Here is a 23,685-nt window from a genome sequence, read left to right as displayed (position 1 = left end):
CCAAAACAAATGGGCGGCACCCCACCCGGGGTGCCGCCCATTCGGCTGTTCGTCTCAGTTCCCGTCTCAGTTGGCCGGTACGAGCACGCCGGCCGCACCGTCGTCGTCCTCATCCGGCCGGTCCGTCTCGGTCTTCCAGATCAGTCCGTCGACCTGCCTCGCCACGTCGGTCCGCACTGCGTCGACCATGTGCTGATACCGCGCGGCCATGGCCGTGGTCGACCATCCCATGAGGCCCATCACGGCCCGCTCGGGCACTCCGAGGATGAGCAGCACCGTGGCCGCAGTGTGCCGTGCGTCGTGGAGCCGTCCGTCACGAACCTTCGCTTCCACGAGCAGGGCCTTCCACTCCGCCCAGTCCCTTCGGTGCGAGGGGCTGCGCCCGTGCTCGTCGGGGAACACCCACTCCCCTTCTACCCAGCGCTTCCCAACTGCCTGTCGCTCCGCGTCCTGGGCCTCGCGGTGGGCTCGCAGTAGGTCAACGAGCTGTTCCGGGAGACCGACCGCGCGGCGACCGGCACGCGACTTGGTGACGGAGGTCTCCGGGTTGCTGCGCCGCTTCTCCGGGCAGTACCCGGCCTTCCGGCCGCAGGGGGCGCTGCACCCGTGCGCGTACTGCGGGCGGTGGCGACTACGGCGGACCACAAGGAACCCACCCTCAAGATCTACGTCATCCCACTTCAGGGCCAGCACCTCCCCCTGACGCAGCCCGAGGGCGAGCGCGACGGCCCAGCGCGCAGAATTCCGCTGCCGACCAGAGGCCTCCAGCAGCCGCTGTACCTCTTTAACGGTGTAGGGCTCCGCCTCGTAGTCGCCCGTCTTCGGCGCCTTGGCCAACTGGACCGGGTTCTTGCCGAGATGCCCGCGGCGTACGGCCTCATTGAGGGCGGTGCGGAAGGTGCGGTGCACCTGATGGGCAGTCGCGGGCTTGCTGCCGTTGGCCTGCATCTTCGCGTAGAAGATCTCGATGTGCTCGGGCGTGAGCCTGTCGAGACGGTGAGCTCCCAGGCCGGGGATGAGGTGCTTTCGCACGGCGACTCCGTACCCGACCATCGTGTTGTCGTTGACCCCGAGCGGGGCGACGTTCTCGATCCAGTGCGTCAGCCAGGCCTTGACCGTCATGGCCTTGCCCGGCTTCCGCACCGCCTTAGCCTCTCGCTCCTTCTCCAGTTTCCGTACGGCGGTCGTGACTTCGGCACGGGTCTTGCGCTCGACGTGGCGCCGGTCAGGTGAGCCGTCGTCGCGCACGCCGACCGTGACGCGGCCGTGCCACTTTCCGTCCTTCCCGAGATAGATGGAGCTGCGGCCGTTGGGCTGGCGGGTCCGCTTGTTCTCTGTCATGGGCAGCCCCTTCAGGCAGCGGTGGAGGTAGGGCGGTGCGCTTCGCGGAGCCGTGCGAGGAAGTCGTTCACGGCTTCCGCCGGCACGCGGCGAAGCCTGCCGATGGGCACGGACTCCAGCTGTCCGGAGCCGATGAGGTGAAAGCACGTGGTCCGGCCGATGGAAAGTCGCCGGGCGGCTTCCTCGACGGTCAGCAGCACCAGCGTTGAATCTGCCGCGTGGGACGCGGCGACATGGGTGTCGTGCATGGCTCGCTCCTTGGCGGGCCGCCACAGAAACCACGAAATACACAGAAACCCGGGGTGGGGCCGCTGACCTGCGGGAACGGCGGGGTGGGGACCGGTGGGTGGGCTGCCACAGAAAGGGCGGGAAGTCCCACAGAAATAGGCGGGCCGGGGTGGGCTCGTATTTGTGTGGCTCTTCTGCGGGTTTCTGTGGCAGCCGCCCGGGAGCCCTCCTTGAGGACATTCGCGCAGGCCAGGGGCCGGGTAGGGCTATTTCTGTGATTCTGTGGTTTCTGTGGCGGGGGTCAGATGGTGGGTTCGCTCAGCTGGGGGTGGATGAGGTAGCGCGGGGACGGCGGCCGGCCGCGCCCGCCGGTGCGCTGGGCGGGCTGAAAGCGGACGTAGCCGTGGTCTTCCAACAGGTCCAGCGCGGGGTCCAGATCGGCGACCGTGGGGAACTCCGAGCGGGAGAGCTTCACCATGAGGTCGCGCTTGCTGACCTCGCTCCACTTCTGGGTGCGCAGCAGCTCCAGCACGGCGTGAGCGCGGGGGGCGGTCTGGTCGGCGCCCATGAGGTCAAAGACGGCGAGGGCGTGGCCGGTGAAGTAGTCCGAGAGCTTGACCGCATCGCGCATGGTGTCGGCGGTGATGGGCTGGGTGTGCCCGTTCTCGGTGTGGGCGGCCAGGTGCAGCAGCCCTGCCAGGCGGCAAGTGGCACCGCCCAGTTTCGCGGCCCAGTTCCTGATGTGGCCGAGGTCTCCGCCGCGCTTGCGCAGCCGCGGTTCCTGTCGCCGCTCGTAGGCGGCCAGCGCTTCGTTCGCCTCGGGCGTGAGTTGGAGTACTGCCGGGTCGGTCCAGCCTGCGAGGGACATGGTCAACGCGGTGACGCGCTCCTCGTAGGCATCGGCTACGTCCTCAGAGAGAGGCTCGGGGAGCACTTCCCGGTAGCCCACGAGGTCTTCGGGCAAGGAGTAGAGAAACCGCCCCAGCAGTCCCCTGTCCCCCGCTCCTTTGATGCGGCTGATGTCTTCCAGAACCGAGGGCTGCACCGTCTGCCCCATGGTTAGAGCGGGGGATTCGATGAACTCCTCGCGCCCCCGGCGGTCGACGCGCAGCCGGTCGCCCGCCTGCCCCTTGAGGAAGACTTCCATGTTGGGGGTGCCCGAATAGCGTCCGGCGATGATGTCGAAGATGCCGCCCTCGGCGGACATGACCGAGAGCCTGCCGCCCTGTTCGGCCAGCAGCGAGGCGATGACCTCGGGGGTGGCGTCGTCGGCCAGGAGCCGGGGCTTGGTGGGCACGACGATGGACTCTGCGACCTGCGCGAGGCCGATGGCCTCGGCTACAAGCTGGTCGCGCTTGTCTGCCTCCGCGCGGGCTGCCTTCGTGGCTGCGTTGTCGGCAACCTCCTTGGCAAGTTTCGCCGTGAGCTCGGCTTCGATGATCGCTCCGGCTGACGCTGCTACAAGCAGTGCCTCGCACCTGTAGAGCGGGTTGGTCATCAGGGCGAACACCGCCGATTTCCGGCTGCCCGGGGGCAAGGCCATGACGACGAACACGTTGACGGGCTCGCGCCACCGACCTCGGACGTGAACCACGGCGCGGCCCCCAGCGGCCGTGGACAAGACCGCGAGGGCAAGAGAGGCGGCCGCATCCACGGACGTCTGCGTCTCCTCTGCCACACCGCGCACGAAGTCTCCGAGCCAGACCGGGAAGACCTCGGTGGGGAAGGCGGGGAGTTCGCGGCGGGCGGTAAGCGGGATGGGGTCTTCCCACGGCGCGGTGACGGCCTGCTGAGCGTCCAAAGCCTCGAATCCGGCCCACAGTTCCGAGCTGTCCACAGGCTGTGTGGTCATGCCGCCCCTCCCATGGCGTTGCGGGTACTGCGGTGGATGCCGTCGCGGATGCTGGCCGCGATGCGGGAAGGCGCGAGCCCCTCCGGGGCGGCGTCGGTGAGCGCGTCGGTGACCTCCGACTCCGTCAGGGTCCCCACGGCGATGAGGCGGCCGAGGGCGTACGCCGCGTTGTAGAGCGTCGTGTTCTGTGCTCCGGTGACAGCAGCCGCGACCTTGGCGACCTCGCCGTTCAGGGCGGCTGTCGCGTACCGGTCTGCCTTCCCGATGCGGGCGCGGAGCACGGCCACGGGGACCGGGTCGGGTGCGGGTGGCGTGGTGAGGAGGTCACAGAGCCACGTGGGGAGGGGGGCCGGGGGCGTGTCGTGAATGATGTCGTACGAGCCGGTGCCGACGGTGCTGCTGGCCGCGACCACGTACCCGCCCCAGGCGCGCGTGTCGACCTTCCACCCCAGGCGTCCTGCGCTCCCACGTAGCTGCTTTTCGGCGGGGGCGGTGAAGTACAGGTGCTGTCCGCCGCGGCGGGTGCGCACCGTGAACGTCTCGGTCGGCAGCCTCTCACCGGCCCGCTCGCAGATCATGGCGAACACGTCCAGGCCATCGGTCGCCCCCGCCCAGTCTGCGGGGGCGGGTCCGTCGTCGTCCTTCGGGATGTCGAGATCCACCACCAGGAGTCCGGCGGGGCCGGTGGCGATGCCGACGTTGTAAGGGGCCGCCTGCCAGCAGGCGTTGATCTGCTCGGCAGCAAGGGTGGCGCGCTGTTCGGGGGTGCGGTGGCCGTCCGTGCAGCGGCCGGTGCGGGGGCAGTTGCGTTCGGGGTGTCCGGCGGGCCGCTTGTCTCCGGGGCGGAGCGGGAAGACGGGCCAGCCGCGTTCCGCGGCGGCCAGGGCGGCGCGCAGCAGCGCGGGGTTGGGGGTTGGTGTCATGCTGGGGGTCTCCTGTTTCTGCGAAGGGACGGAGAAGCCGGGGCGGTCGGGTCTTGTGGTGAGAGGCGACCGCCCCGGGCATAGCTAGAGGTCGGTGAGTGCGGCGGTGGGGATTTCGTAGACGTCGATGACGTCGTTCACGCCGTGCCAGCGCCCGGGGGTGTGGTGGATGTAGACCACGTGCAGCGGGATTCCGTCGCGGCTGGTGAAGGCGTAGACGTTGACCGCGTCGACGTTCTTGGGGCTCTTGCGGGCGCTGCGGATGTGGGACAGGGCCGCGATCACGCTGATGCGCTCGGGCCGGTAGCTGAGACCGTCGACCTGCGTGTGCATCGTGGGGTGCTGCGTGGTGCTCAGGGCGGGGCTGGAGCTCATGGCGATCTCTCCTCAGTGGTGGCGGATCCAGAGGGCGTATTCCTGGCGGACGTAGCCGCGGGGCTCGCGGATGCTGTCCGGGTGGTCGGGGGTGTAGGGGCCGTCCGCGTAGCCGGACGGTCCGAGGCCGGCGGCGTGGTCGATCTCCATCAGCCGTCGGGCCGCTTCGACGGCGAGGGTGGCGGCGTCGCCGTGGACGGGGTCGTCGTCGGTGAGGGCGATGCGGTCCAGGAGTGCGGCCTTGCGGAGCCAGAACTCGCGGATCGCGATGCCGTGCAGGCAGTCCCGGGCACCTCGGAAGGTCCAGCCGATCTCGCTGATGATGCTCGGCGCGGTGGCGTAGGCGGTCTCGGGTGCCGGCCAGTGGCTGGGCTGCTGTTCGCCGGTGACGTAGAGGCGGACGCGGTCCCCGTCGCGGGCGGGGAGCTGGCGTACCGCGCTGGTCGCGAACGTCTCGGACAGGGCCTTGGTGATCTCGTCGGCTTCGGTCGGGGCGCAGATGACGCGGATCTCAAACATGGCTTCCTCTCGGTCAGAAGGGCGGTTCGTCGCTGTAGCCGTTGGCCCAGGGGTCGCGGTGGGCGCGTCGCCAACGGCGGGGCAGGCGCGGCAGGGGCAGCAGGGTCCAGCGGCGGTCTTCGTTCCAGCAGTGGCAGGGCTCCCAGTCGGAGCCGTCGTATTCGCCGGTCTCGGGGTGGCCGTGGGGGTGCTCGATGCCGCCGTTGCCGTCGCAGGTGCGGCAGTCGGGGCGGGGCGTGTCGGTGAGGAGCAGGGCCGGGCGCGGCCATGTGGTGCGCTGGATGCGCAGCCGCATCACGCGGCGCCCTCGGAGGCGTCTTCGGTGCGGTCGGCCATCTCGTCCAGCTTGAGGAGGAGTTCACCGAGCTGGCGGCGGGTGAGGCGTCGGGAGTAGGCGCGGTTCCAGTCCCAGCAGTCGAGTTCGACGGTCACGATCTCGTCGGGGTCGGTGTCCATGTCAGATCTCCTTGCGGTGGACGCTGGGGAGTTTGGGCAGCCCGGCGTCCGTGAGGGCCTGCGGGTTGAAGCCGGGCAGGGCGGCGCGGGTGATGAGGGCGTTGGCGAGCTGCTCGGCGTAGGCGGCGCCGGAGCGGGCCACCTCGATCTGCGCTCCGGCGCGCAGCGCTTCGACGCGTTCGACGTGGGCGTGGTCTTCGCGCCGGCCGAGGGTCTGCCGCTCATGGGCGACGCTCTCGCGGCGGTCGGTGCGCCAGTAGCGGGCCGCGAGTCCGTAGGCGACGGCGGTGGCCAGCGCCCACAGGAGGATCGGCAGTGAGAGGCCGTCGGCGTATCCGGCGACTCCGGCGAGGGCCAGGCCTCCGGAGGCGGCGAACGCGGTTCCGGCGATCACGCTGTCACCGGATCGGCCGCCGGAGGCGAACGCGCCGGCCGCCGCGGCGCCGGTGGCGAGGACGACCATCAGCGCGGCGTTGCCGACGGAGTGTTCGGCGCCGTTGGCGTTCCAGATCCGGCCCAGAATGAGCACGGTCGTGGTGGCCAGGGCGGGGGCCGCCTTGGGGGCGAGGTCGATGGCCCAGTGCTGGTAACTGATGGGTTCCATCACTGACCCCCGAGGTCGGAGACGGCGCTGATGACGGCGGTGGTGAGTTCGTTGATGGGGCCGGAGGCGCCGGTGGAGGCGAGGAAGAAGCCGAACATCATGGCGACGAACGCGGAGCCGTAGCCGAGGGTTTTGGAGCGGAGCAGGAAGAACAGGACCAGCCCGAATAGGGCGACGAGGGAGAGGGTGATGGCCATGGGTTATCCCTTCGGGGCGAACGTCTTGCGCGGGGCGGGGTTGGCGTCGCGGTAGAGGTGCAGCCAGAGGTTGTAGAGGTGGCGGCCGAGGCGGATGCGCTTGCCGTGGCCGTCGCAGCGGCGGCAGTGCTTGCCGCGCTTGAGGCGGCCCTTGCGGTCAGTCTTCATCGCGTAGCCGAAGCCCTTGCACTTGCGGCAGTTGCCGAACGGCGAAGACGCATACAGGCTGATGTAACCGACGGTGACGAGGAGCAGGCAGGCGCTAGCAAGGAAGGTGAGGGTCATGGGGTGCCTCTCGGGCGGGGTTTCCGGTGTTTTCGCAGGTCGGCTGCTAGGTGCGAGATCGCTGATGGGAGCCGGTTTGGTCTGCTAGTAGGGGTGCTAGACCTAGCAGCGCGGGCTGCTAGGTCTAGCAGCGGTGCGCGTCAGTTCGCAGACCGCTTCCCGTCACGGTGAGTGATGGCGGTGGTGATGTCGGCGCGGGCGACGCCGCGTCGGGTGGTGCCCTTGCCGGCGGTGGTGGAGCCCCATACGTCCTGGGCGGTGATGCCGTGCGGCTTGAGGTTGGTGGTGACCGTTTCGGCCTTCCAGCCGCTGTAGATCTCGGGGCGCAGGGCGGCGAGGCGGGCGGCGACCTTCTCGTTCCAGACCTTCTCTTCGTCGGCCGGCACGACCTTGAGGATGTCGGCGAGGAGGTCGAAGGAGGCTTCGCCGCTTTCGGGTTCCTGGCCGATGGCGTGGCCGGTGACGTTGCCGTACTCCTCGCGCATCCGGCGGGCCCGGACGACGACTTGTTCGGCGCCGAGCGCGTCCACGAACGCGGAGGCGACGATGCGGGGGTCGTCTCCTTCACCGGCCATCCAACAGATGCCGCGGTCGGTGCGGGAGAACATCGTGGCCCGGTATCCGGCCTTGTACATCGAGGTGCCCAGCACCATGTCGTTGGCGGGCTGGCCCATGACCTTCAGGCAGAACCGCAGCACCGCGTTCGCGGAGATGCCGGTGGGCAGCGACTTCGCGTCGGGGCGCTGCGTCCCGAACAGGGTGACCATGCCGAGGGCCGGGCCGCGCTTGCCGAGGTCAGTGCAGATCTCTTCGATTTCGGCACCGTACTTGTCGTGCTCGAAGGGAACTTGGCACTCATCGAACGCGGCCACGATCGGGTGCAGGCCCAGGCTCTTGTCGTTGGCCAGGTCCGGGGTCACCTTCGACTCCGGGCACCGCGAACGCGGCAGAGACTTGATGACCTTGGCCCTGCGGCGCAGTTCCTGGCGCAGCTCCCGCAGCGATTCGAGGACGTAGAGGATGTCCTCGTCGTCGTCCCCGGCCCGGTAGCGGTGGCAGACCGGCTCCAGCGCCCCGAAGTCGCCGGTGCCCTTGAAGTCGAACGCGTACAGCTGGGCGCGCGGGTCGAGTGCGGCGATGAGCAGGAACAGGCGCATCAGGAACGTCTTGCCCATGCGCGGGATGGAGCCGACGACCACACTGGCGAACATCAGGGTCACAGCGACGTCGCCCATGCGCTGGTCGTTGCCGAAGACGACCGGCTTGAACAGGTCCACGCTGCCCGACTTCAGCAGCGGCCACGCGGGCTTCTTGGTCTCGTTCATGGGCTTGTCACCCACCCACAGGATCAGTCGGCCCTCGTGCTCCTCAGGGTCGGACGACGGCCACACGGAGCCGACCTTGCGACGCAGGCCGGAGGCGAGCGGCTTGCGGGCCTCCATGATGTCCTCGGGGGTGACACCCCAGGGAAGGTCAAGGTCGGCGCGGTAGCCGGGCCCGTCCCGGGTGATCTCCGAGGTGAACCTCAAGCCGTTCATGTCGCCGCCCTTCTTGATGGCGGCCGACAGCTTCGCGTTGCCGATGTTGTCCAGAGCCCGGAGCACGATCGCCCCGGTCAGCTTCTGGATCTCGGTCTTGAGTACGGCGGGACCGATCACGGGCTGGTCCTGCGGTGCGCCCCAGAATCCGGCGGTGAGGACTGCGGCCGAGGCCAGGACCGCGAGCCAGCCGGGGGCCATGACGTACATGGTCAGCGCGAAGCCAGCGCCGAAGATCAGCGCCACTGTGGTGACCAGCGTCCGCAGGCGTACCCGGCTGTCGCGCTGCCGCGACAGCTTCAGGTATTCGGCAGTGTTCTCCTTGTAGACCTCGTAGGCGCGGAGGGGGGCCGCTTCGGCGTCCCACACCCAGCGGTTGGTGTCACGCACCAGACGGGCCACGCCGCGCGGGGCGTGCAGCCCGAGCTGCAGCGCGTACCAGGGGGTGCGAATGCCGTGGAAGACGGTCGAGTAGAACGCGTTGCTCGCGGCGCGCTGGGTGGTGGAGACGAACCCCGGCTTCGACTTAAGCCAGGTCGGAATGATCGGGAGCCGCTTGTAGGTGGTGACGCCCGGGGCCGGCAGGTCGGGCGAGTCGACGGGCCGGAGGGGCGGCGACTCGTCCTCGTCGTCGTCAGGGTCTGCCGGCGGGGCGGGGGCGGGGTTGGTGGGACGTTTGGTGGTGATGTCGAAGACCTCGGCGCCGGGACGCTCGGGCTCTTCGTTCTGGCCGGTGACGTAGACATCGGACACGGTGGGTCTGCTCCCTCAGATCGAGTGGGATGGAAGGGGGACCCGGACGGCGAGGCGTCCGGGTCCCCCTGAGCAGCAGAGGTGCAGGTCAGGCGGCGCGCTGTTCTTCGGGGTAGGCACAGGGCACGCACATGCCGAGCGATGCCGGGATGACGTATCCGGCGTCGGTGGAGCACTCGGGGCAGGTGCGGCGGGCGAGCATCGCCAAGGCGAGCGCGCCCCACTTGCGTGAGGTCATGGGCCGTACAGGCTTGGCCAGCTCGATGCGGTAGAGGTAGGCCACCAGCGGCCCGCGCCTGAACCGAGGCCGGAGGAGCTGCGCGGCGATCGGCTGGCCACCAGGCCGTAGCCCCTCGGCGCGGAGCTGCCGGCGGGTGGCCATGCCTTCGGGGGCGAGGCGCCACGGGTAGGTGGGTATCCCGAAGCGGGCGCCATCCGGGTCGAGGCACTTGCCGTATGTCAGCGACCTCATCAGGCAGCCGCCCGTTCGGCGCGCTCGGCCTTGAGCGTGTCGCGCAGGAGACGGCCGTTGGCGGACGAGGTACGGACCGCCTTGCGGATGGCCTCGGCTGTCAGCTCGCCATCGGTCCAGTTGGCCGTGACCGACCGGGCCTCGTCCAGTAGCTCATTCGAATCGCGCGTCGGTCGGGGAGTGCGGGCCGACTTCGGTACCCGGCCGGTCGCCCGACGCGGAACCGACTCCGCAGCGGCGACCGACTTCACCGGGGCCGACTGGGGAAGCTCGACCGGCTCGACTACCGCAACCGCCTCGGCCAGCTTCACCGACTCGATGACCGGTACCGGGTCGGCCGACTCGGGGGCGGGGAGTTCGGCCGTCACAAGCGGGGCCTCGGGGGCCGACTCCCGCAGGTCAGACCCCAACCGATTTACGGTGAACTCTGCCGTTTCATGCTGGTTTGCGGGGGCGGTGAACATGGCGGCCAGGGCGGCGTCCGCACCGCTGGTGAGCCGGTCGCGCTGGACGTCCAGGAGTCGCGCACCCAACGACGCGTCACCCAGCCCGACCTTCCGGGCCAGCTTCCACGATGTCCGGTCGGACGACTTCCGCACCCATGCCTGCGGGTGGTTCACCGCGCGGGCCCGGTGGTAGGCCAGAGACCGCACCACGGCGGCTGCCTTCGCTTCCGCCTCGATGTCGCGGCCGTCCTGGTGGACCACGATCCGCCGGGCGAGGAACGCCATGCCCTCTGCCGCGACGCACATGCCCATCGGCGTCACGGCGTAGATCACGGTGCGGCCCGGGTCATCGGCGGCCATCGCGGCCATCACCGACGCGGCGGCCGGCAGGGCCCACAGGCCCACCCGGATGATTCCCGGGGAGGACTGGCCCAGCATCGTCAGCCCGAGCAGTACCAGCGCCAGAACGGCGGTCGCGCCCTCACCGGCCGCCACCGCGCCCAGCGCCGTACCCGAGCCGTAGGCGCGGCTGATGTTGCTGAACGTCCCCACACCACCGGCGACACCGGTAGCGAGCATGGGCACGAAGGCAGCCGTCAACACGATCTTCTGCGCCTTGGTCAGTGCCTTGCGGGTCGCCATCACGCCGCCTCCCCGCTGGTGCCGCGGCGGCCGTCACGGCGGCCGTTGACCGTGCCCGCCGCAGGGACCGTCAGCCGGTGAGCGATGCGCCAGCCTCCGCCGCGCTGCTTGGCCTTGTACATCTGCTCATCCGCCAGCCGCAGCAACTCGGAGAGGCCTGCCTGATCCGCACGAGGGTTGAAGACGGCCGCGCCGATCGAAGCGCTGACCGTCAGCACGTGGCCCCCCGCCACTACCGGCTGCTCTAGTGCGGCGAGCAGGCTGTCGAGAGTCTCGGTGAGCTGACCCTGGCTGTAGGCAGGGGCGACGGCTGCGAACTCGTCGCCGCCCAAGCGGCCCACGACGGCGGAGTTGTTGAGGGCCCACTCACTCAGCCGCTCGCCAGCAGCACGGATGACCGCGTCGCCGGCGGCATGGCCGTAGGTGTCGTTGATCTGCTTGAACTTGTTGAGGTCGATCAGGCAGACCGCCCTCGGCCTGAATCGCAGCCAACGCTCGGCACGCTCCGTAAAGCCATCCCGAGTCAGCAGGCCAGACAGGGGATCGCGGCGAGCGGCCTCAATCCGGCGCCGCATCCACAGACTGTGTACGGACCAGCCCGACAAGAGCGGAAGCGCTGCGGCCAGAGCCGTCATGGTGTGGCTCATGCCGCTTCCCCCATCCGGGCGGAACGGCCGGCGTCGCGGGCAGCGCCCCGCAGGAAGGGCACCGTGCGAGTCAGCGCGTCGGCGTAGAGCGCGTCCCACGCGGCGATCTCGTCGCCACCCTCCCCCAGGGCGGCCAGCTCGGCGATGACCTCGCGGGCTACCGCCTCACGGGCGGCCCGCTCCTGGAGCGTCTCCGGGGTCAGCGGGCCGCGGAACAGGTCACGGTCGAGCCCGAGGGGCAGTTCATCGAAGCCGAGCGCCAGCTCTTCGAACTCAGCCGGGTTCACGATCTGGTGGTTACCGATGTACGAACGCATGTCGATCTCTCCTGATGAGCGAAGGGAACCGGGGCGCCTCGGTCCGTGGTGAGAGGCAGCGCCCCGGGGGTGAAGCCCGAACTTCGCGGCTCCCCTCCACCCCGCCCGTACGTGACGGGCGGGGGAGGCAACCGGCCGCAGCGCTGCGAGCACTGCGGAAGGGAGAGCGGGCCGTGCGAGCAATGCCGGGCGGTGAAGCCTGGAGATGCCTCGCAAGGCGGTTGAGCGGTGACGCGAGGGGCGCGGCTGGCCGTACCGGTCCAGTACGGCGAGCGCCCGTAGATGTCGGTGGATGACAGGAGCCTCCAAGCCGGAGGGGCGAGGCTTCACCGGCGCACCGTTGCCACGGCGCTCCGGTCCCGAGCCTGGGAGTCGGGTGCGTCATCGTCACTGCTCTGACGCCAGCAGGGCGGCGCGTAACGGGTGGCACCCCCTTTGAAGCGAGGTGTTCTCCAGAGCCAGAACGCAAGACAAGGTGTTGCCGCCGACGACTGCCCGTCGCCATGGGGACGGGGGTCACGCCCCGTCTCGTTTCGCTTGGCACTCTGTTGAGTTCTTAAGGAACGGAGGCTTCCGGCGAGGCGCGGTAGGCCGAAGACGACCTCCCGTGAGCACGGGCACACGGGACACACGCCGGAACCGAGCGGCAGCTCAAAGAGCCGCCTGGTGGTGCAGAGCCCCTCCGTGCCCTGAGGAGCACGACGAGGCCAGGCATCTCCACAGGCTTAGGGGCCCGTAGAGCAAAGCGACCTAGGTCACTTGCCGTTGATGAGAAAGCTACCTAGGTCGCTTACGGATCGTCAAGTGGCACGCTGTCCGATTCGAATCGACCTAGGTCAAGTACGCTTTCGGGATGGATTCAGAGCCGAAGAGGAAGCCCAACGCCCGTGAGATCGCCGCCAGGATCAGGGGCGAGATCGCCGCGGGGACGTTCGGCCCTGGGGACCGACTCCCCGGAGGACGGGCCTACGCCAAGAAGCTCGGCGTTTCCCTCATGACAGTCCAGAACGCATACACCCAGCTGCGGGATGAGGGGCTGGTGGAGGGTGTCTCGGGGAGCGGTACCTACGTCCGCGAAACCACCCCTGGCGAGCAGGGACCCCGCGAGGCTGCCCAGAGTCTGGCCGACTTGCAGGCCGAGGTCACGCGCGTCTCGACCGAACTGGCCGGCCTCATCAAACGAGTCGGTCAGCTGGAGGAAGTCGTGAGGTCCGCTGAGGGGCAGTCCGGCCCCTAGCGTCTCTCGCGGTGCGCATGTCGTCATGCATTAAGAGTGTCGCGGGGGAGGCGTTATGTGTACGCACTCTTGCAGCGCCCGCACCGAACTAATCCGAACTTCCACTCCCTTACGGGGTGTTGGCGCAGTCCAGCCTGCTGCAAGACTGGGGGGCATGGCCGAACTCAACGGAAACCCCGTCACCCTCGACGACCTCCAGGGCCTCGCGCTCACGAACTACGGGCACTTCACCTCCATGCGGATGGAGGACGGCACCATCAGGGGTCTGTCGCTCCATCTTGACCGCCTGGTACGCGACTGCCGCATCGTCTTCGGCGTCGAGTTGGACCGCGCACGGACGCTGAACTACATCCGCCAGGCAGCCAGCGGCATTACCGGGACCGCCGGCCTGCGCGTCACCATCTTCGACCCTGCACTCGACATGGGGCGTCCCAGCGACGCGAAAGACCCGCACATCCTGGTGAACCTGCGGCCCGCAGGTGCCATGCCGCCGCCACCTCTCACGGCCAAGACCTACGCCTTCACCCGCGACAGCGCGGCGGTGAAGCACATCGGCCTTCATCCTCAGCTGCGCCTACGCCGTGACGCCCAGATCGCTGGGTTCGATGACGCCATTTTCGTCGAACCGAACGGAAGGGTGTCCGAGGGCGGAACCTGGAATCTGGGGTTCATCGACCGGGACGGTACGGTCATCTGGCCGGACGCCCCTGTACTCCCTGGCACGACGATGCTTCTCCTCCAAGCACTCAACGCACCCAAGCAGATCTCTGCACCGGTACTCCTCGCGGACATCCCGAACATGGCGGCCGCGTTCGCCACGAACACGACGATCGGTGTGCGCTCAGTCAGCGCAATCGACGACGTGCAGTTCCCCATGGATCACCCCACGCTCACCGCATTGCGTGACGCCTACGCCGGAATCCCCGGCGAGCGCCTGTAGACGACGTGCGCCGCCGCCCAAGAGGGTGGCGGCCCTCGACAGAGGTAGCCCATGCCGCTCGTTACGAAATGGACCGGACGTGAAGTTAAGGCGCTACGCGAAGCCGTACGGATGAGTCTCATGGAGTTCGCCGACAAACTTGGGGTATCCGATCGGATCGTTTCCCGGTGGGAGGCGGACGGCGAACAAGCGTCCATCCGCATGGTGAATCAAGCGGCGTTGGACACTTTGCTCGCCAAGGCCGATAAGGACACCCAAGGCCGCTTCGTCGGCATTCTGGCTGCGGACGACGTGCCCACACACACTGTCATCGAACCTGAAGGCGAGGGGACGAGCAGCGGCGACTACGTCAAGTATCCGGGTGATGGAAGGCTCATGGCATGCGTTCCGGAAGGGATCTTCCTGTCTGGGCCCCGCGATGAACCCATCTGGGTGGACGAGTTCCTCATAGACACGTTCCCTACGACCAACGCCGACTACGCGCGGTTCTGCGCGGCAACCCGTCACGCCGTGCCCGAGCACTGGGAGAACGGCCGATGTCCCCGTGACCTCTACGACCACCCCGTCGTGCACGTAACTTGGCGAGACGCCGATGCCTACGCGACGTGGGCGGGGAAGTCGCTGCCAACAGCCGAGCAGTGGGAGAAAGCAGCGCGCGGCACGTCCGGGCGCACTTTCCCTTGGGGCGATCAAAAGACAGCGGCCAAATGCAACGTCCGAGAAACCGGCGTGGAGAGCACGACGTCCGTCTCCCGGTACCACAGCGGCGTCTCGCCGTACGGCGTGTACGACATGGTGGGCAACGTGTGGGAGTGGCTCGCAACGGCGACCACGCCAGGTCGCTACGAACTCCGCGGCAGTGCCTTCACAAGCCCACTTTTTCGGGGAGCCCCAGCTGTCCCCAACGATGCCAACAACATGATGCACGACGACGACACCGGGTTTCGCTGCACGGCGACGCCGGCGCAGATGGCATCCCAAAAACGGTGATCACGGCTGGATAGGCGCGGGAGGCTAGGCCGTGCCCTCTCAGGCCGCAAGCAATATCGCGTGCCGCCTCCACTGCAAGGCAGGATGATGTGGAGCAGAAGGCGACGGAGGATCGACATGGAGCGGCTGGAACTGATTGTCGTGCAGCTCGAAGAGGCCAAGGGCCTGATCGAGAAGGGGCGTGTGCCCCACCTGCGACTGGCGTTCATACTCCTCGACAGCGTGACCGAGCTGATTCTTCACCGGACGGTTCAGTCAGCGCTCTGGGACCAGAAGATACTCACGGGCATGCTAGCCACGTGCAAAGAGCTGGCCGCCAGCGGGCACGCAGAAGCAGCGGCAGAGATCCCTTCGATCGAGGCCAGGATCATTCCCAAGTCGGAACTGAAGAACATCGACCGCAACTTCGACGCCAAGGTGACGCTCTTGGTCGATCGCGGGACGCTCGATCCGGCACTCGGCCCCGTCCTGGAGAAGTTGCACAAGTACCGCAACGAGATGTACCACCGCGACAAGCTGAGGCGCGAAGTCCTCATGCCGGCCACTTTGATCTACTTCGACTCCGCCTGTACCGCGCTGGAGTCATATAGCCGGTTCATGGCCTTTGGCAGTGCCCCTCTAGGGCCGGAGATATCGCGGTTCACCGGAGGCGGCTCGGGCTTCATGCAGCAGAACCTCCCGCAGAAGATCGCCGCGCAGCTACGTCGCGAGGTAGGACTCGACCTGCCCCAGGTCCGCAGCGCTCTGGCCCAGTACCTCGATGCCCGGCTGGACGAAATCAGCGACAGTCTCGCGTTCATCGAGGACAACCTTGGTGTCCCGCAACTCGTGCGCGGCGACGCTCTTCGTCTCGTGCAGGCGAACCTCGCCACGAACCCAACTCTTGAACAGGTCCGCGGGAAAAAGTACCCGTACTCCAAGGCAGACATGGAGCGGTGGCGAAACGAGATCTCCGCACTGGAGTCCATCAGCGACAAGCACGACCTCGTACGCGAGTACGCAGCCATCGAAGACGCCTTCGAACCCTTCGAGCAGCTTGTCGAGAAGGCGGCGTTGGACGTCGATCGAGAAGTGCAACTCCAGATCGACATCGCCCGCGGCAAGTAGCAGGGGGCGGCCTCCTGGCTGGAACCTGCTTGCCATCGTGGATCAGGGTTTTGGGAATTTCGCTCCGCTTGAGCGTTCCCAGTGGGATCCTCCGCTCATGAGACGCAATATAGCTGCGGGAATCGCGATAGCAGTTGGCACCGGAATGATGTTAGTCAGTTGTGGGGAGCCGGCGGACTCGCCCAGGGCTGCGCGCTCCGCGACTGCGGGGCCGTCCCCGTCCCCCACCCTCGCCGTGCCGACCCCGTCTCCTGCACCGGTGTTGCCGCCGACCCCTGAGGGGGAGATCGACAGGCTTGCGGCGACGAACGGCTGGGATGTCGATGAGCTCTACCCCTCAGCATCAGCCTTCGTGCGAGACATGTGTGAATCACTTCCCGTCAGCGCCATCGACGGGGCTTCACGACCTCAATGGTTGGCGGAATACCTGGAGGGTGACGGCCGAGCAGTCTTGGAGGCGGGGATCCCGAAGCTCTGTCCTACGTGGACAAAGACCCTGAAGGAAGCGGCGTCAGGGGACTACGAGGTCTGGTTCAGCAGCGGCGGCTATGAGGTCAACTCAGAGCTGAAGCCTGGCGAGAACATGATCAAGCCTGGTACTTACCGAATCAAGGGAGACCTTAAGAACTGCTACTGGGAGCGACTGACTCGCTCTGGCGAGATCATCGACAACAACTTTGCCTCTGCTGCCCGAGAGATCACCGTAACCATCCGAGCATCTGACGGACTGTTCAGGTCCGAAGGGTGCGGAGGAGCCTGGAAGCCTGTGAGCTAGCACCGGCCAACGGTGCCGGAGTTCTGCCACCGTCTCAGTCTCCGTCTCATTCGTCTCCGTCCGCGGGCGTCCAGACCCGTTCAGATAGCGCTGGTGATCGCTGACCGCGTACTGGGTTGAACGTCCTTGAACGACTCCGGATCATGCTCTAGCTGGCGTGGACAAACCTGCAAAACGTGCGTTGCGGAGTCACACTCACCGACGGCGGGTAGCGCTGGTGCGTTGGAGTAGCCGCCCGGCGGCGCAGCTAGCGGTCGCGCCGACGGCGCGCGAAGCGGCGAACGCCTCCCCGGGTCGCTGCGGCCGCTCCAGATGTCGGGGTGGTCGGGGCCCAGTAGGCGCATGGAGTCCTCTAGGGCGCACCGCATCAGGTCGACCGCCTCCAAGTACTCACTCTCCTCAAACCAGAGCGGCACCAAGGTTTTTGCGGCTGCACCGGCCTGGCCCAACGTGTCACCAACGCCCTCACCCGGCTCGATGCCCTCCTGGGCCCTGAGCCGACCACCGGCGTCCTGCTCCTGCTCCTGCTCCTGCTCCTGCTCCTGCGAGCAGCAACGCCCCTGAGCCGTGGAACCCGGCGCGGCAACTGGGACCATCAACCTGCCCACACGCAGACACCTCCGCTGTGAACGAGCAGAAAGGGGCCGTCAGCAAGCTGACGGCCCCTCACGCAAGATCGAGGTTAGGGCCAGTCGCGGCGTGCCCGTATCACGTCGTCGACAAGGCCTGGGCCGCCGGCCGCGTAGTTGACCATTTCTCCATCCGCACTGTCCGATGACTGAACCGCAATGATGCGGGGATTGTCCGCACCAAAGAAGGTGAACATCGGGCCGCCGGAATTACCGGGAGTGATGTCGCCGTAATGGCGGCATTCCACGCCTCCATTGATGTCACTATAGGCGGCGTTGATACTGATGCCACTCTCGTAGCTGGTCCCCAGGAACCACATTTGGCCGGGGTAACCCATGTGGGTCCACCACCGCTGGCCGTTCCAATCAGGATTGTAGTGCCCCAATCCGAAGTAACCGAGTGGGCCCCCGAGCGGCTCGTACAGTCGGCAAACGGCCCGGTCGTAGGCCGCTGTCGCGCCGCCCGCCAAGTCTGGGTCGAAGCCATATACATCCGAGACGTAGGATTGAACGCCAGCGCCATGGAGCGACTTGCCGTTGTAGTACGCAGGCACGAAACGCATCCACCAATTGCCTGCTGCGACGTCATCCCATGGCACCACATGGCCGGCTGTGAGGAGAACGCGGCCGCCAACGAGTGCCCCTGAGCCTGCCTCTCCTGCGCTGGTAAAGATTTTACCCACGCAGCCCCAAGGCCAGCTTGTTTCGTTTAGTTCCTGCCGGTTGTCGGGACCGATGACCCATTTCGGCTGCAGCGTATCCCTGTCCAGTGGTCTGATCGGCTTTTTCCTGCGGCTGGGAAGAACGCGTGGCACATAGAGGAGGTCGAGCCACTCCGGACGATAGGGTGCCAAATCAACCTCGGGATCGGTCCCGGACATCGGCTCTCGCGGAAAGCCGCGGATCGCCGTTCTGCCAGGCAAGGCAACGTCGCCTGCGGTCCCAACCGGCACATCGACACGCCACAAATTACCCCCGGCTCCATCCACGCGGCAGATCTCCGGCTCAGGGGGGCCGTCACCATCGGCGAAGACATGGATGCGCTGGCGGCTGGCGAGCTCAACCATCTCGGCAGGCCGTTCCCCTGTTCCTAGGCTGGGTCGCAGCTGCGTGAGTTCCCACGGCGTCAGGGGCCGCGCGCCGTTACTGGCGTAGCGCAGGGGAGTCACCATCTGCTTCTGGATGGTCATCGAGTACCTCCGGGGCGACTGGACGGCGATCAGGCTCGGCTGCTTGTTGTGCCCACGAAGCGACTGGCAGACGCCGCCCGGGAGTCTGCACGGGCCATACCGAGCGTGTGCCGTATGCCCGCCTCTAGCAGAGCCCTAGCGATCACGGGGTGCCAAATCCTCCTTCCAGGCAACCACTGATCAGGCGGAGTCGCATCCGCTGCGGGTCGCTTCCTCTGTCTCTCGGCTTGGCCGTCGCAGGCAGGTGACCAAGACGCCAAGAGGGGCCCTGCACGCCGTAGGGAACCGGTCGCTGCAGAGCTCCGGTCGACACGCCCCGGAGGCATCACGGCGCGGGGCCGATACAGGTCGACCCATCGACGCATCCGGCAACTAGCCGCGCCTGGCTGGCTGGTTCAGCCATGACCGTCTCAGTTTCCGTCTCATTCGTCGTCGTACGTGGACGTCCGGAGCGGTTCAATCGACACCGAGGCCCAACATGGCTGCGCGCGATTGAATGACCATGAACGAGCCCGAACCAAGCTCTTCTCAGCGCGGACAAACCTGCAAAGCGAGTTACGCCGGTTCGATTCCGGTCACGGCTTCGCGGCGGGCTGCTCGGGGGAAGGCGCACCCCCGGGCAGCCTTCGCCATGTCCGAGGCCTTACCCGCCGCACTGGTTCTGCTGCTTGGCCAAGTCCATGAACTTCTTCATCAGGGCGGCGAACGTGGGGCGCCGGTCCTCCTGCTTCAGCGTGGCGGGCACAGAGGCATTGACGAACAGATCAAGATCGAAGGAGTCCGTGGGGCCCTTGCAGTTGAGGACGACGGCTGCCCCGGTGTCCCACAGCCTGCTGTTGCCCGCGTAGGGCAGCGCCTCCGGATTGCTCTTCTCGATTTCGGGGCCGAACGGCATGTTCAGCCCCGCGGGCTTACGGGTTGCCAATGCGCTGAAGCGACCCTGACCGTCGACGAGGATGCGACAGTTCGCCTCTTTCCAGTCCGCGGTCAAGCGGAGGTCGGCCGGAGCGTCCACCTGCACTTCTTTCCCCGTACCCATGAGGGGGGCAAGATCCGCAGGAGTGAACGCTCCGAAGCAGGTGGAGTCGGGCAGGACCGGGGCGGCCGCCTCCTTCTCTCCGGCACAGCCGGTCAGCAGTGCTGAACCGGCAACGACACCGGCAACGACAGCGAGCAGCGCGCGCGAGGCAGGGAAGCACAACATTCAGGAGCCGCCGTTCGACGTGGCGACCAGGTCACGGCCGACGGAATGGGCATTGGCCGTCTCGGTGGACGCCACACCGGCGAGAGCGTCGACAGTGCGTTGGGACAGGCCCGTTCCTTCCGCCGCGAGGCGCACCGAGGTCGCCGCGGACGAGCCCGCGATCCGCTCCGATTCCGCGTAGTCGATCCCCGCCTGCTGATTGCCGCCCGCGACCTTGTCCTCGATCTCCTTCTTGGCGCTCTCGACCGCGCTCGCCGCGATGTCCTCCTGAAGCGCCCCCACGACATCCCCGGCCAGCGGCACCATCTCCAGGTACTTCCCGCCGGCCGCGCTGATGACGCGGTTGACCCACTTGGCGTTGTCCTCGACGCCCTTGACGTACTCCTCCACCTTGTGGCCGTTCTCGGCGAAGACGCCCTCGGCCCGGGCCTCGGACAGGATGCCTGCGATCTGGCCGCCCGGGTGCACCGCGACCTTGATCGCCGCGTCGAGATCGTCGTGCTCGCTCCGATGGGCGAAGACGTCGTTGACGAGTGCCGTGGTGAAGGTCCGCTGGGCCGTGGTCATCGCGCCGTAGGCGTCCGGGTCCTGTCCCACCACCCCGATGAAACTGGCCATACCGGACTTGCCGAACTCGGCCATCTCACCGTTGGCCTTGATCATCCGGCTGTCGTTGCCCGCCGCCGCCTGGATGTCCGGCATGTACTCCGCCGCCATCTGCCCGAAGTGCCCGGACAGGCCGTTCAGCGGGCCCTCCGGGTCCCCCGGCTTCGCCACGACCAGTTCCGGCTTGTCGCCGATCTTCTCGACGACCCGTTCCATGACGGCCGCCATCTCCTTGGTGTGCGCGACCGGCGGCGCGTCCTCGTCGCCGGGACTCCGGTGGGAGACCGCCGCCACCAGCGCGTCGCCGAGCGCCTGCTGGGCCGGGTGCAGGTCGCCGGTCCGGGTGATGTCGAAGCTGTCCATGTACGGCTTCTTGTCGAGCATGTAGTCGACCATGCCCCGGTCCTGGCCGTGCTGCCCCTTGACCGGCTTGTCGTCCTTCGTGACGATGCCGTCCTTGTCGGTGTCCTCGCGGACCGGCTCGTTGAAGAACGCCGTCGCCGCGTCCGGGTTGTTGCCCAGCGCCTCCATGAGCCCGGTCAGCGGGTAGAAACCGCGGCCGCCCTCCTTGCCCTGGTTGAGGACCGACTCCAGGCCGTACGGAGTGTGGAACTCCCACGCCCTCGGGTCCTTGCGGTCCATGGCGATCATGTCGCGGCCGACCGAGGTCAGGAACTCCGTGTCGTACTTTCCCTCGCGCAGCAGCGCGCCGAGGGCCTGGTAGCCGTAGATCTGCCGGACGCCGCCGAAGACGTCCAGCTCCTTGCGTCCGGCCTTCATCAGCTGGGTCGTCCAGGCCGCGTCGAGGTGGTGGGGGACGTCCTTGTGCGTGGCCAGGCCGAGCATCGCGCCCATGTCGCTCTGGATGTTCGCGACCATCAGCGCCCGGTCCTTGCCGGCGGCGCCCAGGCTCGTCGCGTCCAGGGACATCTTGGAGTACATCTCCAGGGTGCCCTCGGCGCCGATCGTCCGGTAGAAGCCCGTGGAGAACTCGGGGTCCGTCCGGTTGTCGTCGAGCAGCTCCTCCAGCTCGCGCAGCGCCTCGACGTTGCGCGCCGTGCCGCCGTCGCCGGTGACCTTCTTCATCAGGTCGGCGGCGCGGGCCGCCTGCTCGGCGTCGAGGGTGTTGAACTTCGGCCCGCTGAAGTCGTGTTCGTCGGCGACGTTCGCCTGGAGGACGCGGACCAGGGAGTCGTCGGCGTCCTGTGCGTCCTCGACCGCCCGGTCGATACGGGCCTGCCACGCGTTGCGGTTCGCGTTCAGGGTCTGCTGGTAGTCGGGATCGTGCCGGGCCGCGTTCCGTTCCGCCTCCGTGGGGAGGGGGATGGCGGTGACCCGCCCCGTGGCGTCGACCTGGAAGCCGGCCGCCGGGGCCTCCGTGGCGAGCTTCTTCAGCTCGGCCTGGGCGGCCTTGAAGGTCGCGTACGCGTCGGCCAGGACCAGGTGCATGCCCTTGGCGGCCTTGGCCGCGTCATCGAACTCCTTGGCCGTCTTGTCGACGAACGGCCGCGCCACTCCCGCCGTGACCCCGCTCCACTCGGCCTTGTCGGACTTGACCTTCATGCTGTTGCGCGCGGCCTCGGCCATTTCGTCCAGCTTGCCGGCCATCGCCGTCCAGTCGGTGACCGCCGTCTGGAGTTTGTCGAGGGGTGCGTTCATGACGTTCTCGTACGTCAGCATGCCGGCGCCTACTTCAGGTACTTGTCGATGGCGGACGCCGTGAAGTCGGCGTGGAGCTGCTGCTCGTCCTTGGCGTGCGAGGCGAGCGAGTAGTTCAGGCCGTTGGAGATCGTGGCGCAGGCCGCCACGAGGGTCTTCACCTGGCTCTCCCAGACGCTGTTGGCCTTGAGCAGCGCCGCCCCGCTCGCGAAGCCCTCCTTGGTGAGGGCCCCGGCGGCCTCGGCGGTCGCGGTGGCGGCGTGCTTGCCGTCGGTCTGCAGGCGGGTGTGCAGCTTGTACGCCTCGGAGCCGATGGCACCGATGTGGTCCTGATTGAGATCGAGGCCGCCGCCGCTGCCGCTGCCGCCGCCCGGATCGGTGGGGGCCTGGTTGAGCCGCATGGAGACGTGCGCGGTGGCCGTGGCGCGAGCCGCCGACCATTCCTCGTCGAACGACATCGCGTGAACTCCCGAGTCAGAGCCGGTCGGATCAGGTCAGGTCAGGTCAGGTCGGATCAGGTCGTGCCCGTTCAGGTGGTGCGGGTTCAGATGGATCAGCGGTTGCGGCGTACGACGACCACGGTCACGGCCCCACCGATCAGCACGCAGGCTCCCAGCCCGAGCCCGATCCAGGGAAGCACGCTGCCGCTCTTCTTCTCCTCGGCCTGGGGCGCGGGCTTGGGCGCAGCCGAGTCGGGGGCCTTGGCGTCCGGCGAGCCGGACGGCTTCTTGCTCGCGTCCGCCGCGGCCAGGTCGGGCAACGGATAGACGTCGGCCGGGCCGGGGTCGCCGGGGGTCTGGAGCGCGATCCGGGGGCGGGCGATGCCATAGCCGATGTAATCGTTGCGCTGCGAGCCGTCGGTGGGCTTGCCTGCGGTGTTCAGGAGGACCCGGAGGACCTGGTTGTTGGTCCACTCGGGGTGGGCGGACCAGATGAGGGCGGCGGAGGCGGAGGCCAGGGCGGAGGCGTCACTGGTGCCGCTGGTCTTACAGACGCCAGATTTAGCGGTGCAAGCCGTGATGACGTCCTTGCCTGGCGCGGCCAAGTCAACCTGCGGACCGTGTTGAGACTCGCTAGTTGGTTCGCCCGTGGAGTCCACCGCACCAACTCCGACTACTCCCGGCGTCCCGGCCGGGTATTCAAGCTCGTTGGTCGAATTCCCTGTGTTGCCGACAGAGGCAAAGATCAGCTTGCCCTTTGAGAGGGCGTACTTCACCGCCTCGGCACGTTCCCGATCATCCTCCGGCTTGCCGGACCTACCCTGGGAGATGTTGATGATCTTGGCGTCCGAGTCTGCCGCGTATCGAATGGCCGCGACTTTCGATGGAGCCTTTGCATCCTCCAAGATGTCGGGCACACGGATCGGGAGGATCTTGACGCCAGGTGCAAGCCCGTAGGCCCCGTCACCACTCGGGTGCTTTCCAGTCCCTGCGATCATCGCCGAAATGCCGGTGCCGTGACCGTTGTAGTCGTTGTCCTTGTCACCTGGAGCATCGCCAACAGGAAAGACCGCGCCGGGCAGGACTTGCCCTTCGAGTTCCGGGATTCGGTTAACGCCCGTGTCGATCACCGCGACGGTGATTCCCTTACCTGTGCTGATCTTCCAAATTTCGTTAGCCTTCATGGCGTCGAGATGCCATTGCTGCGATCGAATGGTGTCCGCGTGAGCCGGGGTCGCGGCAACCCCGGCCAGCAGGAGACCCACCAGAGCCGCGGTCGCCTTACGCATGTGCATCCCGTGCGATGTCCGTTC

General features: G+C 67.6%; 26 protein-coding genes. 5 read left to right on the top strand and 21 right to left on the bottom strand.

Annotated elements, in window-relative coordinates; genetic code table 11:
- Positions 1-66: 66 nt before the first annotated feature.
- From OG534_RS22840 to OG534_RS22765, 16 genes are all read right to left on the bottom strand, one after another.
- A complete protein-coding gene (locus OG534_RS22840; protein WP_326590274.1) occupies positions 67-1,341 on the bottom strand; it encodes a tyrosine-type recombinase/integrase in 1,275 nt (424 codons plus the stop codon).
- Positions 1,342-1,352: 11 nt separating this feature from the next.
- Positions 1,353-1,589 carry an excisionase family DNA-binding protein gene (locus OG534_RS22835; protein WP_326590273.1) on the bottom strand — a complete coding sequence of 79 codons (237 nt, stop codon included), beginning with the start codon at positions 1,587-1,589 and terminating at the stop codon, positions 1,353-1,355.
- Positions 1,590-1,870: 281 nt separating this feature from the next.
- Positions 1,871-3,421, bottom strand: a complete 1,551-nt coding sequence (locus tag OG534_RS22830; protein WP_326590271.1) for a YfjI family protein — start codon at positions 3,419-3,421, stop codon at positions 1,871-1,873.
- Positions 3,418-4,344, bottom strand: a complete 927-nt coding sequence (locus OG534_RS22825; RefSeq protein ID WP_326590269.1) for a bifunctional DNA primase/polymerase — start codon at positions 4,342-4,344, stop codon at positions 3,418-3,420. The genes OG534_RS22830 and OG534_RS22825 overlap by 4 nt, the downstream gene beginning before the upstream one ends.
- Before the next feature lie 84 nt (positions 4,345-4,428).
- Positions 4,429-4,719: a hypothetical protein gene (locus tag OG534_RS22820; protein ID WP_326590268.1), complete on the bottom strand. Its 291-nt coding sequence runs from the start codon at positions 4,717-4,719 to the stop codon at positions 4,429-4,431.
- Positions 4,720-4,731: 12 nt separating this feature from the next.
- Positions 4,732-5,238 (bottom strand): hypothetical protein, encoded by a 507-nt coding sequence (locus tag OG534_RS22815; protein ID WP_326590266.1) that lies wholly within the window; start codon positions 5,236-5,238, stop codon positions 4,732-4,734.
- A 13-nt stretch (positions 5,239-5,251) separates the two neighbouring features.
- Positions 5,252-5,533: a hypothetical protein gene (locus OG534_RS22810; protein WP_326590265.1), complete on the bottom strand. Its 282-nt coding sequence runs from the start codon at positions 5,531-5,533 to the stop codon at positions 5,252-5,254.
- The gene (locus tag OG534_RS22805) at positions 5,533-5,694 is read right to left on the bottom strand and encodes a hypothetical protein (protein ID WP_326590264.1); all 162 of its coding nucleotides are present in this window, start codon (positions 5,692-5,694) and stop codon (positions 5,533-5,535) included. Before OG534_RS22805 ends, OG534_RS22810 begins: the two co-directional genes overlap by 1 nt.
- Before the next feature lies 1 nt (position 5,695).
- A complete protein-coding gene (locus OG534_RS22800) occupies positions 5,696-6,298 on the bottom strand; it encodes a hypothetical protein (RefSeq protein WP_326590263.1) in 603 nt (200 codons plus the stop codon).
- On the bottom strand, positions 6,298-6,495 hold the full coding sequence (locus tag OG534_RS22795; protein WP_326590262.1) for a hypothetical protein: 198 nt from the start codon (positions 6,493-6,495) through the stop codon (positions 6,298-6,300). The genes OG534_RS22800 and OG534_RS22795 overlap by 1 nt, the downstream gene beginning before the upstream one ends.
- A 3-nt stretch (positions 6,496-6,498) precedes the next feature.
- A complete protein-coding gene (locus tag OG534_RS22790) occupies positions 6,499-6,780 on the bottom strand; it encodes a hypothetical protein (RefSeq protein WP_326590261.1) in 282 nt (93 codons plus the stop codon).
- Between the two features lie 140 nt (positions 6,781-6,920).
- Entirely contained in the window at positions 6,921-9,071 is a 2,151-nt protein-coding gene (locus tag OG534_RS22785; protein WP_326590259.1) for a cell division protein FtsK, read from the bottom strand.
- 88 nt (positions 9,072-9,159) lie between these two features.
- Complete coding sequence (locus tag OG534_RS22780) at positions 9,160-9,543, bottom strand: RRQRL motif-containing zinc-binding protein (RefSeq protein ID WP_326590258.1); 384 nt, start codon at positions 9,541-9,543, stop codon at positions 9,160-9,162.
- A complete protein-coding gene (locus tag OG534_RS22775; RefSeq protein WP_326590256.1) occupies positions 9,543-10,631 on the bottom strand; it encodes a conjugal transfer protein in 1,089 nt (362 codons plus the stop codon). The genes OG534_RS22780 and OG534_RS22775 overlap by 1 nt, the downstream gene beginning before the upstream one ends.
- Complete coding sequence (locus tag OG534_RS22770) at positions 10,631-11,278, bottom strand: GGDEF domain-containing protein (RefSeq protein WP_326590255.1); 648 nt, start codon at positions 11,276-11,278, stop codon at positions 10,631-10,633. Before OG534_RS22770 ends, OG534_RS22775 begins: the two co-directional genes overlap by 1 nt.
- Positions 11,275-11,595 carry a hypothetical protein gene (locus tag OG534_RS22765; RefSeq protein WP_326590253.1) on the bottom strand — a complete coding sequence of 107 codons (321 nt, stop codon included), beginning with the start codon at positions 11,593-11,595 and terminating at the stop codon, positions 11,275-11,277. Before OG534_RS22765 ends, OG534_RS22770 begins: the two co-directional genes overlap by 4 nt.
- Positions 11,596-12,448: 853 nt before the next feature.
- On the opposite strand from OG534_RS22765, the gene OG534_RS22760 reads away from it, so the two are divergent.
- The 5 genes from OG534_RS22760 to OG534_RS22740 all read left to right on the top strand — a co-directional run bounded on the left by OG534_RS22760 (position 12,449) and on the right by OG534_RS22740 (position 16,644).
- Entirely contained in the window at positions 12,449-12,832 is a 384-nt protein-coding gene (locus OG534_RS22760) for a winged helix-turn-helix domain-containing protein (protein ID WP_326590252.1), read from the top strand.
- Between the two features lie 154 nt (positions 12,833-12,986).
- Entirely contained in the window at positions 12,987-13,772 is a 786-nt protein-coding gene (locus OG534_RS22755; protein WP_326590250.1) for an aminotransferase class IV family protein, read from the top strand.
- Positions 13,773-13,892: 120 nt separating this feature from the next.
- Complete coding sequence (locus OG534_RS22750; protein ID WP_326590248.1) at positions 13,893-14,762, top strand: SUMF1/EgtB/PvdO family nonheme iron enzyme; 870 nt, start codon at positions 13,893-13,895, stop codon at positions 14,760-14,762.
- Between the two features lie 117 nt (positions 14,763-14,879).
- Entirely contained in the window at positions 14,880-15,869 is a 990-nt protein-coding gene (locus tag OG534_RS22745; protein WP_326590247.1) for a hypothetical protein, read from the top strand.
- A 259-nt stretch (positions 15,870-16,128) separates the two neighbouring features.
- On the top strand, positions 16,129-16,644 hold the full coding sequence (locus OG534_RS22740) for a hypothetical protein (protein WP_326590245.1): 516 nt from the start codon (positions 16,129-16,131) through the stop codon (positions 16,642-16,644).
- Positions 16,645-17,326: 682 nt separating this feature from the next.
- On the opposite strand, the gene OG534_RS22735 is transcribed toward OG534_RS22740, so the two are convergent.
- The 5 genes from OG534_RS22735 to mycP form a co-directional block, all read right to left on the bottom strand.
- The gene (locus OG534_RS22735; RefSeq protein WP_326590244.1) at positions 17,327-18,463 is read right to left on the bottom strand and encodes a trypsin-like serine peptidase; all 1,137 of its coding nucleotides are present in this window, start codon (positions 18,461-18,463) and stop codon (positions 17,327-17,329) included.
- Positions 18,464-19,106: 643 nt separating this feature from the next.
- The gene (locus OG534_RS22730; RefSeq protein WP_326590242.1) at positions 19,107-19,667 is read right to left on the bottom strand and encodes a hypothetical protein; all 561 of its coding nucleotides are present in this window, start codon (positions 19,665-19,667) and stop codon (positions 19,107-19,109) included.
- Entirely contained in the window at positions 19,668-21,953 is a 2,286-nt protein-coding gene (locus OG534_RS22725) for a hypothetical protein (RefSeq protein WP_326590240.1), read from the bottom strand.
- Between the two features lie 8 nt (positions 21,954-21,961).
- Complete coding sequence (locus tag OG534_RS22720; RefSeq protein ID WP_326590238.1) at positions 21,962-22,390, bottom strand: hypothetical protein; 429 nt, start codon at positions 22,388-22,390, stop codon at positions 21,962-21,964.
- A 95-nt stretch (positions 22,391-22,485) separates the two neighbouring features.
- Positions 22,486-23,661: a type VII secretion-associated serine protease mycosin gene (gene mycP / locus OG534_RS22715; protein WP_326590237.1), complete on the bottom strand. Its 1,176-nt coding sequence runs from the start codon at positions 23,659-23,661 to the stop codon at positions 22,486-22,488.
- Positions 23,662-23,685 lie beyond the last annotated feature (24 nt).

This window comes from Streptomyces sp. NBC_01294, assembly GCF_035917235.1.
Classification (GTDB): Bacteria; Actinomycetota; Actinomycetes; order Streptomycetales; family Streptomycetaceae; genus Streptomyces; species Streptomyces caledonius.
The sequence above is the reverse complement of the archived record's forward strand: the minus strand, read 5'-3'. Positions and strand labels throughout refer to the sequence as shown.